The organism is Methylophilus sp. TWE2 (assembly GCF_001183865.1).
Lineage (GTDB): Bacteria > Pseudomonadota > Gammaproteobacteria > Burkholderiales > Methylophilaceae > Methylophilus.
This window is the reverse complement of record NZ_CP012020.1, coordinates 2,491,608-2,505,773: the sequence shown is the minus strand read 5'-3', so window position 1 is coordinate 2,505,773 and position 14,166 is coordinate 2,491,608. Positions and strand designations below refer to the sequence as shown.

Annotated in this window: 13 protein-coding genes and 1 tRNA gene; 11 read left to right on the top strand and 3 right to left on the bottom strand. The window is 45.3% G+C overall.

Annotated features, from left to right (window positions below; translation table 11 throughout):
• Window positions 1-13 precede the first annotated feature (13 nt).
• Complete coding sequence (gene queA, locus ACJ67_RS11745) at window positions 14-1,054, bottom strand: tRNA preQ1(34) S-adenosylmethionine ribosyltransferase-isomerase QueA (protein ID WP_049639226.1); 1,041 nt, start codon at window positions 1,052-1,054, stop codon at window positions 14-16.
• Window positions 1,055-1,108: 54 nt separating this feature from the next.
• Between queA and ACJ67_RS11740 the strand changes: the two genes are divergently transcribed.
• The 7 genes from ACJ67_RS11740 to ACJ67_RS11705 all read left to right on the top strand — a co-directional run bounded on the left by ACJ67_RS11740 (window position 1,109) and on the right by ACJ67_RS11705 (window position 6,051).
• A tRNA-Leu gene (locus tag ACJ67_RS11740) sits at window positions 1,109-1,193 on the top strand.
• Between the two features lie 163 nt (window positions 1,194-1,356).
• The gene (locus ACJ67_RS11735; protein ID WP_049639225.1) at window positions 1,357-2,568 is read left to right on the top strand and encodes an integrase arm-type DNA-binding domain-containing protein; all 1,212 of its coding nucleotides are present in this window, start codon (window positions 1,357-1,359) and stop codon (window positions 2,566-2,568) included.
• A gap of 435 nt (window positions 2,569-3,003) precedes the next feature.
• Complete coding sequence (locus ACJ67_RS11725; RefSeq protein WP_049639223.1) at window positions 3,004-3,288, top strand: hypothetical protein; 285 nt, start codon at window positions 3,004-3,006, stop codon at window positions 3,286-3,288.
• Window positions 3,288-3,911, top strand: a complete 624-nt coding sequence (locus tag ACJ67_RS11720; protein WP_049639222.1) for a hypothetical protein — start codon at window positions 3,288-3,290, stop codon at window positions 3,909-3,911. Before ACJ67_RS11725 ends, ACJ67_RS11720 begins: the two co-directional genes overlap by 1 nt.
• Window positions 3,912-4,478, top strand: coding sequence for a hypothetical protein (locus tag ACJ67_RS11715; RefSeq protein WP_049639221.1), 567 nt, complete (start codon window positions 3,912-3,914; stop codon window positions 4,476-4,478).
• A 287-nt stretch (window positions 4,479-4,765) separates the two neighbouring features.
• Complete coding sequence (locus ACJ67_RS11710) at window positions 4,766-5,836, top strand: hypothetical protein (protein ID WP_049639220.1); 1,071 nt, start codon at window positions 4,766-4,768, stop codon at window positions 5,834-5,836.
• Window positions 5,833-6,051 carry a hypothetical protein gene (locus ACJ67_RS11705; protein WP_049639219.1) on the top strand — a complete coding sequence of 73 codons (219 nt, stop codon included), beginning with the start codon at window positions 5,833-5,835 and terminating at the stop codon, window positions 6,049-6,051. Before ACJ67_RS11710 ends, ACJ67_RS11705 begins: the two co-directional genes overlap by 4 nt.
• Window positions 6,052-6,445: 394 nt before the next feature.
• Here ACJ67_RS11705 and ACJ67_RS11700 read toward each other — a convergent pair whose 3' ends face one another.
• Complete coding sequence (locus ACJ67_RS11700) at window positions 6,446-7,126, bottom strand: PepSY-associated TM helix domain-containing protein (protein ID WP_049639218.1); 681 nt, start codon at window positions 7,124-7,126, stop codon at window positions 6,446-6,448.
• Between the two features lie 227 nt (window positions 7,127-7,353).
• Here ACJ67_RS11700 and ACJ67_RS11695 point away from each other — a divergent pair, with 227 nt between their 5' ends.
• Both ACJ67_RS11695 and ACJ67_RS11690 read left to right on the top strand, forming a co-directional pair.
• Entirely contained in the window at window positions 7,354-9,477 is a 2,124-nt protein-coding gene (locus ACJ67_RS11695) for a TonB-dependent siderophore receptor (protein ID WP_197080616.1), read from the top strand.
• Between the two features lie 337 nt (window positions 9,478-9,814).
• The gene (locus tag ACJ67_RS11690) at window positions 9,815-11,134 is read left to right on the top strand and encodes a bifunctional diguanylate cyclase/phosphodiesterase (protein WP_231587171.1); all 1,320 of its coding nucleotides are present in this window, start codon (window positions 9,815-9,817) and stop codon (window positions 11,132-11,134) included.
• 27 nt (window positions 11,135-11,161) lie between these two features.
• On the opposite strand, the gene ACJ67_RS11685 is transcribed toward ACJ67_RS11690, so the two are convergent.
• A complete protein-coding gene (locus ACJ67_RS11685) occupies window positions 11,162-11,980 on the bottom strand; it encodes a DUF2189 domain-containing protein (RefSeq protein WP_231587170.1) in 819 nt (272 codons plus the stop codon).
• A 529-nt stretch (window positions 11,981-12,509) separates the two neighbouring features.
• Between ACJ67_RS11685 and ACJ67_RS11680 the strand changes: the two genes are divergently transcribed.
• Complete coding sequence (locus tag ACJ67_RS11680) at window positions 12,510-12,971, top strand: DUF2244 domain-containing protein (protein WP_197080615.1); 462 nt, start codon at window positions 12,510-12,512, stop codon at window positions 12,969-12,971.
• 20 nt (window positions 12,972-12,991) lie between these two features.
• The gene (gene coxB / locus ACJ67_RS11675; protein WP_049639216.1) at window positions 12,992-14,158 is read left to right on the top strand and encodes a cytochrome c oxidase subunit II; all 1,167 of its coding nucleotides are present in this window, start codon (window positions 12,992-12,994) and stop codon (window positions 14,156-14,158) included.
• The last annotated feature ends 8 nt before the right edge of the window (window positions 14,159-14,166 follow it).

The window sequence follows — 14,166 nt, the reverse complement described above, 5'->3', positions numbered from 1 at the left end:
TTAGTCTGCAAGTTTAACCCTTGGCGGATTGATTGCGCGTGATCAGCATGGCATCACCGTAGCTAAAAAAGCGATAAGACTCGGCAATCGCGTGGGCATAGGCTTCACGCATCAAATCATAGCCGCCAAAGGCTGAGACCAGCATCATCAGGGTGCTTTTAGGCAGGTGAAAATTAGTGATCAGCCTATCCACCAGCTTGAACTCAAATCCGGGCGTGATAAAAATATCCGTGTCACCATGATGCGCAAACAACTTGCCCGCATGCGCTGCACTCTCCAATGTGCGCAATGAAGTGGTGCCGACGGCAGTCACGCGCTTGCCCGCGGCCTGTGCTGCTAAAATCGTAGAGATGGTCTCTTCCGGCAAATGGTAAACCTCGCTATGCATATGGTGCTCGGCGATATTATCCACCTTCACCGGCTGAAACGTCCCCGCGCCTACATGCAGCGTCACATAGCGCACATGCACACCTTTATCTACCAGCGATTGCAACAACGCTTCGTCAAAATGCAAGCCTGCCGTTGGCGCAGCCACGGCGCCTGCATGTTTGGCAAACACCGTCTGGTAGCGGCTATCATCCGTCTCGTCCGCGGCATGCTCAATATAAGGCGGCAAAGGCAGTTGACCATATTGCTCCAAAAAGTCATACCATGATTGCTCGCCAAGCAAACGGATATGAAACATATCTGCCACCCGGCCCATCACCACAGCCTGCATATCGCCCGCCAAATGCAGCAAGCCGCCAGCTTTGGGCGAGCGCGACGATTTGATCTGCGCATAGGCTTCTTGCGAAGAAAGCACGCGGTCTATCATCACCTCAATCTGGCCGCCCGTGGCCTTTTGGCCGAAGAGCCTGGCCTTGATGACTTTGGTGTCGTTGAGTACCAATACATCCCCGGCTTCAAAGTGATCGGCGATATGGCGGAAATAATTATCCTGAATGGTATTGTTTGCCGCGTTGACATCCAGCAAGCGGCTTTCTGAACGGTTGGGTAATGGATGTTGCGCAATCAGGTGTGGCGGCAGATAAAAATCGAAATCTAGAGTTCTCATAAATCAAAATTATGGTTATAATAACGGTCTTTGATGTCCTACATTATATCCCATGCCGGGATGGCGGAACTGGTAGACGCACTGGACTCAAAATCCAGCGCCGCAAGGCGTGCCGGTTCGATTCCGGCTCCCGGCACCATGTAATACTCTCAAGAAGTATCACAAAGACACAAAAGCAATAATTATCAAAGGCTTAGATTAAAATCTAGGCCTTTTTTCATATCATAGCGTCGCTTGACATATACATTTTTCGTGTATAACTTTGTGTATAAATAATTTATACGCTCGAAAGTGTTATACACATGGCACTCACTGACACGCAACTCCGCAACGCCAAACCAACCGAAAAAGATTACACAATCACAGACGGCCAAGGTTTGTCCATTCTCATAACGAGTAAAGGTGCAAAAGGTTGGCGTTTTCGCTATCGTCATTTAGGCAAGCCCAAGCTCATCTCCTTTGGTACATATCCTGAAGTATCGCTACAGCAGGCTCGCGCGCGTCGTGATCAAGCCCGTGCGCTGGTGGCAGAAGGTAAAGACCCAGGCGAAGCCCGCAAGGAAGCAAAGACACTGGCAAAGCTTCAAGCCCTAAACACTTTTGAGGCTATCGCTAATGAATGGCACGCACTACACAATAAAAGCAAGTCAGAACGGCACCAGCAGCGCGTTAAACGCTGGTTGGAGTTTTACCTATACCCAAGCCTAGGCCAGAAGGCAGTTTCAAGCATTACCGCGCCTATGGTCTTAGAGACCACCAGCGTATTGCAGAAACAGAACAAGCTAGAAACCGCTCACCGAGTTATTCAAACTGCTGGGCAGGTTTTCCGCTATGCCATTCAAAAAGGGTTTGCTACTTACAACCCAGCACCAGATCTTAAAGGTGCATTGCCTCCACCAGTAGTAAAGAACATGGCTGCCATGATCGAGCCTAAAGACTTTGCAGACCTTCTGCGAAGTATTGACGGCTACACAGGCACGCTCACTGTGCAGTGTGCGTTGAAGCTTGCTCCGTTGTTATTTCAGCGTATTGGTGAGTTACGTCATATGAAATGGGCTGATCTGGACTTTGAAAACAATGAGTGGCGCTATCTAGTCACCAAAACAAAGACTCAGCACATTGTGCCTTTATCTACCCAAGCTATAGCCATCATTGAAAAGATGCGCCCATTCTCTGGTCATGGCATGTATGTTTTCCCCGGTGGCCGCACACATGAACGTCCTATGAGTGAAAACGCGATTAATGCAGCATTACGCAACATGGGTTATGACACGCAAGCAGAAATCACAGGTCACGGCTTCAGAGCGGTTGCACAGACGCTAGGAGAGCAGGAGCTAGGCTTAGACCCTAAACACATCGAACGACAGCTTGCGCACTCTGTGGCTAATCCTTTGGGCACGGCTTATGAAAGAGCGCAATTCTTGAAAGACCGCAAAATCATGATGCAACGTTGGGCTGATTATATTGATGAGCTAAAAAAGGGTGCTAGTGTATTACCGTTCAAACAAGCTTAATTTAATCGAGCCAATTCACATAATCTATGTAAAATTTCGTATGTTTAATTAAGTGGTAAATTGATTTTTACCCAATGGTAGGCGCTTTCTTATAACCGCCTATTTCCCTCAGATTTCACGCCGGTTAAATCCTAGCCACGGCTGCCTATAATATAAATCAGATAGGTCATTATCGATCTTGAAATTAAATCAAATTATAGGAGTTTCCATGAGTCAACTACGCAATAAATCAGGTCAAACTATTTTTGGCCTATGCACGGATGAAGCCCATTTGAGACCGAAGGACTGCGCTCGGCTACTTGGAGTATCGATAGCCACATTCTGGCGATTAGTCTCAAAAGGACAACTCAAAACTACCAAACTTACGGAGCGCACGACAACGGTAAAGTTAAACACTTTGCGTGAGTTTATTGCGAACAGAGAGGCTGCTTAATTATGACTGATTTAGAAATAGTAAGAAAGAAAGTGGCTAATTTGAAAGCGTTAAAGACTGCGTTCCAATGTTTTAGAGATACGAGCACTTCAGCACTCGCAAGGAAATTCAATGGTCTAGTTAACGAAGTTACACTCTACATTTATAGAGCTAAACTTTTAGATTCTATGGATGAGCTTCAGGGCGATTCTGATAATCAGATTAATGAGTTTATTCGAGATGTTGAAGCTTTCGAGCAAAGAACCATTGAACTACTAGGCCTTGATGCAAAGTTCGGCGGTAAATAATGGGCGCCAGCTATAGCAAACGAAAAGATGCTAAGCGAGGAAAAATACAGGGTCGTTTTACGGCCCTGCCGCATAGTGTCATCATGAGTATGGAGTATCGCGCACTTAATCATGCCGCATGTCGTTTATTAATTGATATTGCCGCTCAGTATAGAGGAGATAACAACGGGGCGCTGGTGGCGTGCAGCAAGTATTTAAAGCCTTTAGGTTGGAGATCTAACGACACCATAACAAAGGCGCTGAAGGAACTTGTGCAAGGCGGTTTCTTGATTATGACCAGGCAGGGTATGCGACCTCCCCTCTCTCGTCCTTCATGGTATGCATTAGGGTGGCTAGGGCTGGATATTACTGAAGGGTTGGATATGAACTCACGAGCATATCAAAGAGCTACCTTTACGCCGCTTTTCCCTATGCTGCCTAAAAAAGCACATACACCTGTAATCGGTGCGGCCAATATAAAAGTCGTACCGGCTACCGGTGTAACAGCATCATTACCTGCACCGAATACCGGTGCGGTAATGCTGGAAAAAGATATGTCGACTGCACCGCCTAACGGTGAGTATATATATTTACCATCTGCACCAGCTCATCTCGTTTGTGAGATATCAAAGGCGGTACATTAAATGAAAGCTAAAAGAACAACTGTCACGCCAACACTTGAAGCTCAAATTGTAGCTTTTCGGGAAGCAGGCTACACAAATCTTGCAATAGCAAAGCGTCTGGGTCTTGGAGTTAGAACTGTGCAAAGGCATTTGGCTATTTCAGGTGTAAAGAAAGGTAGCCTCAAAAGTGAGCTAATTGATGTGGCTAGGGAGGAAGCTTTGTTATTGCTTCGTAGCGATCCGGCAATCAAACAAGCGATAGCTCAGTTGCTTATTGATGATATTGCGCATGTAAGTCATGTCCGAGAGATACTTGTTGAAGCAAGTGAGCATCTAAGAGCTACTGATGTTAATTCAGCGGCACAAGTAATGAGGGGTGCAGCGGCATATTCAACAGCGCTTAAGAACACGTCCGATATACTTCAAAAACATTTTGCTAGAGACAATCAAACAGAAGTCATCGATTTGCCGGAGTTAACAGTACAGGAGCTAACGGCTGATCAGGTTGAAGATCTGAGGACTCGGCACTTAGCGGCGAGTAATGTTGAAGAAGCATCGGAAATATCTGAAGTCGAAATTGGGTCGTAGGCAATGGCCTTAACTTGGCTGATATAAGGCATAAAAGAAAAAGCCAAATAGGAGCGGAATTGTAATTCTAGGGGGTCGTTAGAATTTTTGTTAAGTTTTTGAAAATTACAGAGATGATAGAACAAGCAGTAAAAGGATTGTGGGCGAGTGTTGACTGTTTCATTCTTACAAAAATAGCATCCGTAGACTCACTTTAAATTATTGCTCGATTGTGTTTTTGGTAGTTAAAGATTAGAGTCTTATCCTGTAAATCGTCGATTTAGTAATCAAAATATAAGAGAAAAAAGATGGCTACTATAGAACAAGCTACTGAAGCGCTGCAAAATTGGGCCATATCAAGAAATTTATATAATTCCTCTTTTCCGATTCATCCTGTCAATAATGAGAATCAAGCTCTCGCGGCTGAGAATTTCCGACAGTTTGCCAATTCAGAGACTCTGTTAAAGGAAAAGAATATTATTGGTTTTGCGTATAACCAGTCGGCAAAAATAATATATGTCCTTCTCAAGAAGCAATTAGCTAAAAAAGACCATGAGGCTTTGCCTAAATTTCTCACACAAGAATATAGGGTTGAATATATACAGGCTAATAATGCTCAGGCACAACAACCAGGGAATACAGCTTCTCCCTATACTCTAACGGCAGCAGGGATCTATACATGTGGTAGCTCTATACACCCTGCTAGGCACATTGGGTCGGGTACGTTGGGTTGTTTGGTAAAAAATGATAACGGAGAAATATTTGGCATTTCTAATAATCATGTGACAGGCAATTGCAATTTCACACTAGAGAATGAACAAATACTGGCCCCTGGTCATGTAGATATACATCCTGGAATGATAGATCCATTCACTATAGGACATCATGTCCGCTCTGCACCCTTTATTTCAGGCGTTTCTGCCAATGTTGATGTTTCAAGTAACCTTGATGCGGCAATGTTTAAAATTGCAGATCCTTCTAGGGTATCCTCAATGCAAGGGGATAAATACGATACTCCAGATGAAATTGAAGATTTGCAAGCAGGTTATACTGTTTATAAAGTTGGTAGAACAACCGGTTATACAACAGGCTATGTTCAAGGCATGTTACATGGTGAATGGGGATGTAATTACACCGCGCATGGCATCGGCCCGCAGTTAGCTTTTTTCCATAATGTGTTTTTGGTAAATGATCCTCAAGGAACACCTTTCTCTTTGCCGGGAGACTCTGGATCTTTGGTAGTTGCAGATATAAGTGGTACTTTGAAAGCAGTGGGTATTGTGTTTGCAGGTGACAATCAAGGTAATTCGTATGTTTTACCTATTAGGAACATATTGCAATACTTTAATGTCCAATTAGTGAGAGGTCACAACATATGATGAGTATTTCACTTGAAGAGGCTGCTAGCAAATTGTACGATAGTCTTAACCTGCCAAAGGGATATTACAATATCATTCCCTTAAATGATAAGGGTGGCAAACATTTGCTTGTCTGGATTGATCCACATATCTTTTTTAATCGGTCTAATATTCCTAAGACTTTTGATGGTTTCAGTGTAACAGTTCAAGATAAACCTATTGCAACAGCTCAATAATGTCTAAATCGATGTTGTGTAGCCGCCAACAAGGCGGTTTTTTTATTCCTCAGCATTCGTAAATATGTATAACAATTTGTATAACTATACTTATGGTATTTATTAATTTGGCTTGAATAAAGGCTCAAAATGAAACATTCGGTTCAGGCTCCCGCACCATGAAGTACTCTAAAGTAGTACCAAAAAGACTCAAAATAGCATGAATTTCAAAGGCTTAGATGAAAATCTAGGCCTTTTTTCATATCAAACCGTCTCTTCACATATACATTAAGTTCATTACAGAGTATTTGGGTGGAATGTTTGCGCTACATATATGTTTCATTCATAGCATCGACGTATCTTTAAGCATATCCAAGAAATAAGCCAAAAGTGAAAGAATGTGTGCAGGTTTAAACTACCCCGCAAACATTGTTTTAAAGCCTATAAAGATCATTCCTGCGATTGATGCGATAAAAATAATGGCGCCAATCGTTTTTCTGCGATTAAGCTCCGTCCATAGCAGCACGCCGGTGATTGACAGCAAAATCATACTGCCGCCGATACTATCAGCCAAGAGAACCCAGCCGACGTTTGCTCCGTTTGCTCTGTGAAAGTTATCTATCGTTCCTACCCAGGTTTCATCCGTTCGTTTAACGGTCACCATGTTTGACCCAACCCAGTAGTCTGCAACGACTTTATATTGAGGGGCCACAAAGCGGATATCCCAGTGTTCTGGCTGGATAACATCCATGCCATTCCATGAAACAGTCTCGGCGTTTTCTTTTTTGAGGCGAGGTTCACGGTCCATCGACAATGCATCGCGTAGCCAGATTCCCATTGCTTCGGGAGACTTTTTGGCTGTTTCTGGTACGGCCATTTGGATTTGGCTGGCTGTGGGTTTTTCCAGTTCAATTTTTAGTACAGTGCGATGATTGTGGATGATGCCGGTGACGCCAAACAGTAATCCTAAAACAGCCCCCCACAACCCTAGCCAGCCGTGGATATCACGCAACCACTTTAGAAACGAACTCCGACGAGATCTGGACGTTGGCTTGGGTGGTAAAGATTTTGCCCTGTGAGTAATGGTTGAAGTCATTGGGATATCTAAGCTATTTATTCAGGTATAGAAAGCTAATTTTATAGCTAAAGGTAAATTGTCGTTCGTACTTTGAGTATCGTATATAGGGAGGCGTGAGTCAGCAATTGCAGAGACCTCTTTACTTAAAATTATCTTTTTCTGGTTTTTCTTCAGGGAATTGTGTTGCATCGCAATGATACAATCATGTTAATGAGAATCGTTAACATTATCATGAAAGTGACCAAATGAACATTAAATCCGCTTGTTTAGCGGTGATCTTGTCTTGCCCTTACATAGACGCCTTCGCGCAAGAGTTAGACAATCAACCCGATACACTACCTGAAGTAGTGATTACTTCAGGCAAAGCCAAAGAGACAGCCACTGGGCCTATCCATAAATACAAAGCATCACAGGCACGTACTGCTACAAAAACAGAGACGCCGATTAATGAAACTGCGCAATCAATCTCGGTAGTTTCCAGCGAGCAAATACGCGACCAAAGCGTTCAAACTTTGGCAGATACGCTCAAATTTGTGGCTGGGGTTGATGCCGGGCAAAGAGGACGGCGCGGTCTTGATGATTTTTCTATCCGAGGATTTGTTCAAAGCGATTACGTGTTGCGTGACGGGATGAGGATGTTTTACGACACCGCCTGGGTGCAGTCTGAGCCGTTCGGGTTTGAGCGTGTAGAGGTCATGAAGGGGCCTGCTTCTGTGCTGTATGGTCAAACTGGCCCGGGAGGCTTTGTTAACGTCGTGAGCAAGCGGCCAACGGACAAACCATTGGCAACAGTCGGGCTGACTTTGGGAAATTATGATCAGCAACAATGGACGGCGGATTTTTCTGATGCCTTGGATAAGGGTGGAACGCTACGTTATCGCTTGGTCGCCCTGAAGTCAGAAAGCGATGATAAAGTGGATTTTGTAGACCGTAGCCGCACTTATATTGCGCCATCACTCACCTGGGATATTAGCGATCGCACCAGCATTACTTTGCTGACCAGCTATCAGAAAAGTCGTTATGTCCCAGTGCGAGGTTTGCCGGCAGAGGGCACTGTGCTTTCTAACCCAAATGGCAATATCCCTCTCAGCCGTTTTGTAGGTGTCCCTGGTCTTGATAAATACGAAACCGAAATCTCCTTGTTTGGTTACGAGTTCTCTCATATGTTCAATGACACGTTTACCTTCAGGCAAAATGTCAGATATAGCACTTTCAATGTCGATGGCGCTTTTACCGATACTACCAATGGATTAACTGCCAATAAGCTTAACTATCAACGTCGGTTGAATGTGCGGAATCTATCTGCCCAAATGTGGACGATGGATAACCAACTCGCAGCGCATTTCAACATGTTTGGAGTAAAACATGACATGTTGGTAGGCGCAGATATTCTGCACTACAACATGGAACGCACTTTTACTAACCGCAGCCTGACAGCGCTTAACCTGTTTCAACCAAACTATGGTGCCACTGTGGTCGGGGCACCTATTGTCGTTGCCAATAGTACAGGGAGTGATATGGCCAGGCAGTATGGTGTTTATCTACAAGATTTAATCAAGTTTGGCGATGGCTGGAATGTGCAGCTGGGTCTACGTCATGATGAGACGGATTTGCTGCAAACCCGCATTAACAACAGCCTTACAAAATCTGATCCTTCAAAAATGACAGGTAAGGCAGGCTTGCTGTACGCGTTTGAGAATGGGTGGTCGCCTTATATCAGCTACAGCGAGTCATTTTTGCCCTTAACCGGCAATACGGCAGATGGGTCTCCCTTCAAGCCTGAAACCGGTGAACAGCACGAAGCCGGTATTAAATATGAGTCTCCAGATCATCAGTTCGGTACTACTTTTGCGGTGTATGACTTGAGGAGGCAGAACGCAACCACACCTGATCCTAACAACGCTAACTTCAATATACAAACGGGTGAGCAACGCCACAAAGGGTTTGAGTTTGAAACAACCGGTCAGTTAACAGATCGATTGAATGTGGTGGCTACTTACACCTACATTGATGCGGAGATCACCAAGAGCACAACCAATACCTTGGGTAAGCGCCCCATATTGGTTGCCAAAAATATGGCGAATGTATGGGCTCGCTATGATTTATCTGGATGGGTACAAGGTTTGGGTGTTGGGGCTGGCGCAAGATATATTGGAAACCAAGCAGGTAACGGTGAGAACACATTTAATGTCCCATCGTATACTTTGTTTGATGCGGGGCTTTATTACAATACTGCTTCATGGCGGTTTGCACTCAATGCCAGAAACCTGGCGAATAAACAATACATTGCAGGCTGTGCCAGCATGACTCAGTGTTATCAAGGTGATCCACGCACAGTGATGTTGACCGCTAATTATTCGTTTAAATAACCTCCTGATTTAGAAACATATGAATTAAAGGCTTAGATGAAAATCTAGGCCTTTTTTACTTCATGCTATTGCATGTGATTTAGGACTTCTGAGTACTTAAAACGAATAAAGGGTGCCAAAGCTCGGTGTTTTCGTGATTGTGGCTGAGTTGATTCAATTATGATGGAGCCACCATCCAGAAATGATTATGCATAGGCAAATTTTCTACCGAATGCATTTGAGGAATGGATACTTTCCAAGGCTTGCGATTTAACCACTTTTCATGCAGCGATTATTCATCTCTAAGCTTTTTAAAAGCGAGATTTCTCAATCTATCCAAGACCCGCATCTTCTCAGGATGAGGCTTTTGCTTGCCATTGGCGTTTGGGCGCCGATCATTTTGGGCGGGGCTTGGAGTGCTTATTACGTGACGCATGCCAAATGGCTTTTAATGGCATGTAACCTGATGCTAGTGGTACTGGGTTTGTTGGGCCTTACCTTGCTCAACGCTGGTCGCGATCGATTGACTGCCATTTGGATAGCCCATGGACTGCTATTGACCATTACGTTGATCTGTATTCTCGATGCGCCCGTCGCAGGAGTGGTCAGATCTGTACATATGTACTTTTTGCCACTTGCTGCTGGTGCAACCCTGGTGTTTCGCAATGACAATCTTTATTTGCGGGTGATTTTGCCGTTTATCATGTTGCTGGGGTGTTTTGTTTTTGGCGCTTCACACATGGGCATTACGCGGCCAGATCTGGTTGCTGATAGCGATGTTCGTTCAATAGGAGTGTGGGCGAATTACCTGGCTGCCCTTGGCGTACTAGGCGTTGCCCTGATTGTCATGCAGACCGATGTCACGATACGTCACTCGTTGTATGCGGATATGCATGAGGCTCTGGCTAAGGGGCATTTTTGCTTGCATTATCAGCCGCAAGTGGATGCCAAAGGACATATATTTGGCGCAGAAGCACTGCTTCGCTGGCAGCATCCTACGCGTGGCATGATCCCGCCAGGTATGTTCATATCGGCGGCAGAAGAAACGGGACTCATCTTGCCGATAGGGGCGTGGGTACTGAAAGAGGTTTGCGCGCATTTGGTGACATGGGCAAAAGATCCCAAAATGGCCCATCTCACGATTGCCGTGAACGTCAGTGCATCTCAGTTGCGGCAACCGGACTTTGTGCAGGAGGTGATAGAAATCGTGACCCGCAGTGGCGCGAAACCTTCGCAACTAAAGCTCGAGCTGACTGAGAGTATGCTGGCAAAAGAGGTCGATATCACTATTCAAAAGATGCGGTCGTTGCGAGACTTCGGTGTCAGTTGGTCCCTGGATGATTTCGGTACAGGTTACTCTTCGTTGCACTACCTAAAGCACCTGCCGTTTGAGCAATTGAAAATAGATCAGTCTTTTGTCCAGGATTTGTTGATCAATGACAACGATAAAGCCATCGTGAAAACATTGGTTTCGCTAAGTAGTAGTTTGCAAATGGTGCTGATTGCTGAGGGTGTGGAAACGATCGAACAGCTCGAATATTTGCTCAAGAAAGGTTGCACAAGATACCAAGGCTATCTTTTCAGTAAGCCGTTGCCTATAGATGCGTTTGAAATTTTCTTGTCAACTTTTCCAGAGTCTTCTGCCTACGCCCAGCTGATGACAAGAGCACAGCTGTGAGTCTTCTCATTCTCTTTGTCACGCCACCTAATTCTTGATTTCAATCAGGCTTCGATAAACATGCCAGCTGGCATGCCCGACCACCGGCATGGTCAAGATCAACCCTAGAAAGTTTGTCGCCAGGCCGAAACCAACTAGCACCACAATGCAAAACGCCCATAGTGCCATAGTGACCGGATTGCGTGCGCATGTGCGCAGGCTGGTGATGGCTGCAGTCCATGCGCTTGCGTTACGGTCTAGCATCAGCGGCATGGCAATGACGCTGATGCTGAATATGAATGTCGCAAACATGGCACCAGCAGAAAAGTAGACAAATAGAAATGTGGGTTGTTTAAATGTGAACACATTGATGACCACATCGGCAAAAGTGGGCAGTGCACCATTGAAGTAGTGGGCAAATATGCTCATTGATAACCTGATCCAGGCAAAAAACACAAGAATCAATAGCATCGTGAATATGGATATGTTGATGAGGTTGGGTAGCCATGCCGTGAGTGTAGGGGGGAGCGCTGGCTGTTCGCTTGCCCCCATCCGTCTGCTCAAGTCGTAAAGTCCCATTGCCAAAAATGGTCCCAGCAGGAAAAAACCAGTCGTCGTCCCCGCCAATAACCAGTAGTTTTCAGCAAAAATGGTGTGGATGATCACCCCCACCGCCGCAAAAATAATCCCATAGAACAGGCTGGCGCGGCCGCCAAGGTGGATGTCAGTCACCCCCGCATGTAACCAGTCTGGAATAACATGGGGTGTAACCTGGCGAATGAAGATGTCGTCGTCAGCGTTTATTTTGTTGGCTGAAATATGTTGTATGCCCATGTGTTTGGCCCCCGTAAAAATGATGGCTATCATTCGTTGCTGTTTGCAGTGGGGCCGCTTTGACACTAAAAATACGCTTTTGTGAACGGCGGTCACACTGCTGCATTTCTAATCAATCAACACAAAAAAACTGCTGCTTTTGCACCGAAGCGGAAGGGTGTTCGCATTTTCGCCACGGGACATTCTGGATTTTCTATTCGGTTAGCTTAATCATGAAACGTTCGTTAGGCAACCACAAAAATGTGACAACATGAAACATTAAATTTACTCAATGCGGTCGTTTCTGTTCATTTTTGGATGGCTTATTCCTCTTTTTGCCACTAGGCAATTGACTGCTAACGCTTAGTTTTTCAGGCATTGGCGGGTGTATTTGCAATTAAAAAAGTTAAGCAGTTGGCGCGTTTTTGTTAACTTCTGTCAACCATAAATTTACATTCATGACAGGTTTAACCTCATTTTTTTGTCTTGTCACTCCGGGCGTCTTGTGCTAATTTACAACGTGTAACAAATTTGTAACTAAACGTAATTTAGTTGCTACAAGCTAAATTCTGGGTTGGCAAACATGTTATCTATTTGCGAAACACAATGTATCACCAAACCGAATGCATCGGCTTCCACAGAAAGTGTGCTCAAGCTATTGCTCAGTCTGGTGGTCCTTTCAGGGCTGATAGCGATGGGGTTTTTTCACATCGGTGCCTGGATGGTGTTGCCATTTGCTGGCTTGGAGTTGGTGTTGGTGGTTCTGGCGTTTGTGGTTGTACTGCGTCACCGGGGTGATTACGAAAAAATCACTTTCGTCGAGAACCATATTGAAATCGAGCAAAGTGTGTTGGGGAAAATAAAGCTTGCTCGCTTTCAATGCTATTGGACCCGGGTAACGCTCAGGGAAGGTGAGGACGGTAAAACGTCACTGTGGATTGGGTCCCATAATGAAGAAGTTGAGTTTGGTCGAGATACCATGGACAACGTGCAGCGTGAGCAAGTGGCATCTCATCTCAAGCGAATGCTTTTAAAAACTAAATAACTGGATTTTGGAGTGATTAGATGCAAGGGATGAAGAAACTCGGGGTTGGTGCGTTCGCATTGTTCTTGTCTTTAAGTGCACGTGCTGACTTCACCTGGAATTTTCCAGAGCCTGTGACACCCATGGCTTTGGATACCCTCCACGTACATAACAAATTTATGCTGATTACAGCCGTGATTTTTGTGGTGGTATTGGCAATCATGATTTACTCGATTGTGACTCACCGTCACAGCAAAGGCTACAAACCTGTGGCCGATAAAGCACCCTCAACCGCGATTGAAATTTTCTGGACGCTGATCCCATTTGCCATTCTGTTGCTGATCGACTTTGTCATCATGGGGATTCCTGCTTACCACAGCGTGGTGATGATGGAAGATACGCGTGACCAGTCGACCATGGTCATCAAGATCACCGGCTCACAATGGCGCTGGCAATATGAATATCTGGATGGCGATGCAAAGGGCATTAAATTCGTCAGCAATCTGGCAACGACAGATGGACAGATGCATAACGCCGAAGACAAGGGCGAGCATTACCTACTTGAAGTCGACAATCCACTGGTGCTACCTGTGGGCGAGAAGGTGCGTATTTTAATGACTGCTTCGGATGTGTTGCATAACTGGTGGGTGCCTCAGTTTGGCTCTTCCCGTGTGGCGGTGCCTGGTTTTATCCGCGAAACCTGGGTGCAAGTTGAGAAGCCTGGCGTTTATCGAGGCCAGTGTAAAGAGCTTTGTGGCAAGGGTCACGGATATATGCCTGTGGTTGTGAATGCGGTTTCCAAAGAAGAGTTTGCACAGTGGGCGAATAAAAAACAGGATGAGCAAAAAGCGGCCAGCGATGTCAAAGAAATGACTAAGGATGAATTGATCGCCCAGGGTAAAACCGTTTACGAGAAAAACTGTGCTGTTTGCCACCAGGTGAGCGGTGCAGGATTGCCTCCGGCATTCCCAGCCTTGACAGGTAGCAAGGTTGCTACTGGCCCGATTTTTGGCGCAGATGGTAAATACCAGAAAGACAGTCACATGGATCGTGTGCTGAATGGTAAAGGCGTGATGCCGGCCTGGAAAGCGACACTAAATGATACGGAAATTGCCGCAGTGATTACCTACGAGCGTAATGCGCTTGGTAATACCGCCGCAGTGGATGCAGTGGTGCAGCCCGCACAAGTCAAAGCTGCACGCGAATAAATATTTGA

Coding starts and splice junctions, on each gene's coding strand:
- ACJ67_RS11720 (WP_049639222.1), top strand. CDS start 3,288: ATGGGCGCCAGCTATAGCAAACGAAAAGATGCTAAGCGAGGAAAAATA.
- ACJ67_RS11735 (WP_049639225.1), top strand. CDS start 1,357: ATGGCACTCACTGACACGCAACTCCGCAACGCCAAACCAACCGAAAAA.
- ACJ67_RS11695 (WP_197080616.1), top strand. CDS start 7,354: ATGAACATTAAATCCGCTTGTTTAGCGGTGATCTTGTCTTGCCCTTAC.
- ACJ67_RS11690 (WP_231587171.1), top strand. CDS start 9,815: ATGAGGCTTTTGCTTGCCATTGGCGTTTGGGCGCCGATCATTTTGGGC.
- queA (WP_049639226.1), bottom strand. CDS start 1,054: ATGAGAACTCTAGATTTCGATTTTTATCTGCCGCCACACCTGATTGCG.
- ACJ67_RS11710 (WP_049639220.1), top strand. CDS start 4,766: ATGGCTACTATAGAACAAGCTACTGAAGCGCTGCAAAATTGGGCCATA.
- ACJ67_RS11725 (WP_049639223.1), top strand. CDS start 3,004: ATGACTGATTTAGAAATAGTAAGAAAGAAAGTGGCTAATTTGAAAGCG.
- ACJ67_RS11685 (WP_231587170.1), bottom strand. CDS start 11,980: ATGATAGCCATCATTTTTACGGGGGCCAAACACATGGGCATACAACAT.
- ACJ67_RS11680 (WP_197080615.1), top strand. CDS start 12,510: ATGTTATCTATTTGCGAAACACAATGTATCACCAAACCGAATGCATCG.
- ACJ67_RS11715 (WP_049639221.1), top strand. CDS start 3,912: ATGAAAGCTAAAAGAACAACTGTCACGCCAACACTTGAAGCTCAAATT.
- ACJ67_RS11705 (WP_049639219.1), top strand. CDS start 5,833: ATGATGAGTATTTCACTTGAAGAGGCTGCTAGCAAATTGTACGATAGT.
- coxB (WP_049639216.1), top strand. CDS start 12,992: ATGCAAGGGATGAAGAAACTCGGGGTTGGTGCGTTCGCATTGTTCTTG.
- ACJ67_RS11700 (WP_049639218.1), bottom strand. CDS start 7,126: ATGACTTCAACCATTACTCACAGGGCAAAATCTTTACCACCCAAGCCA.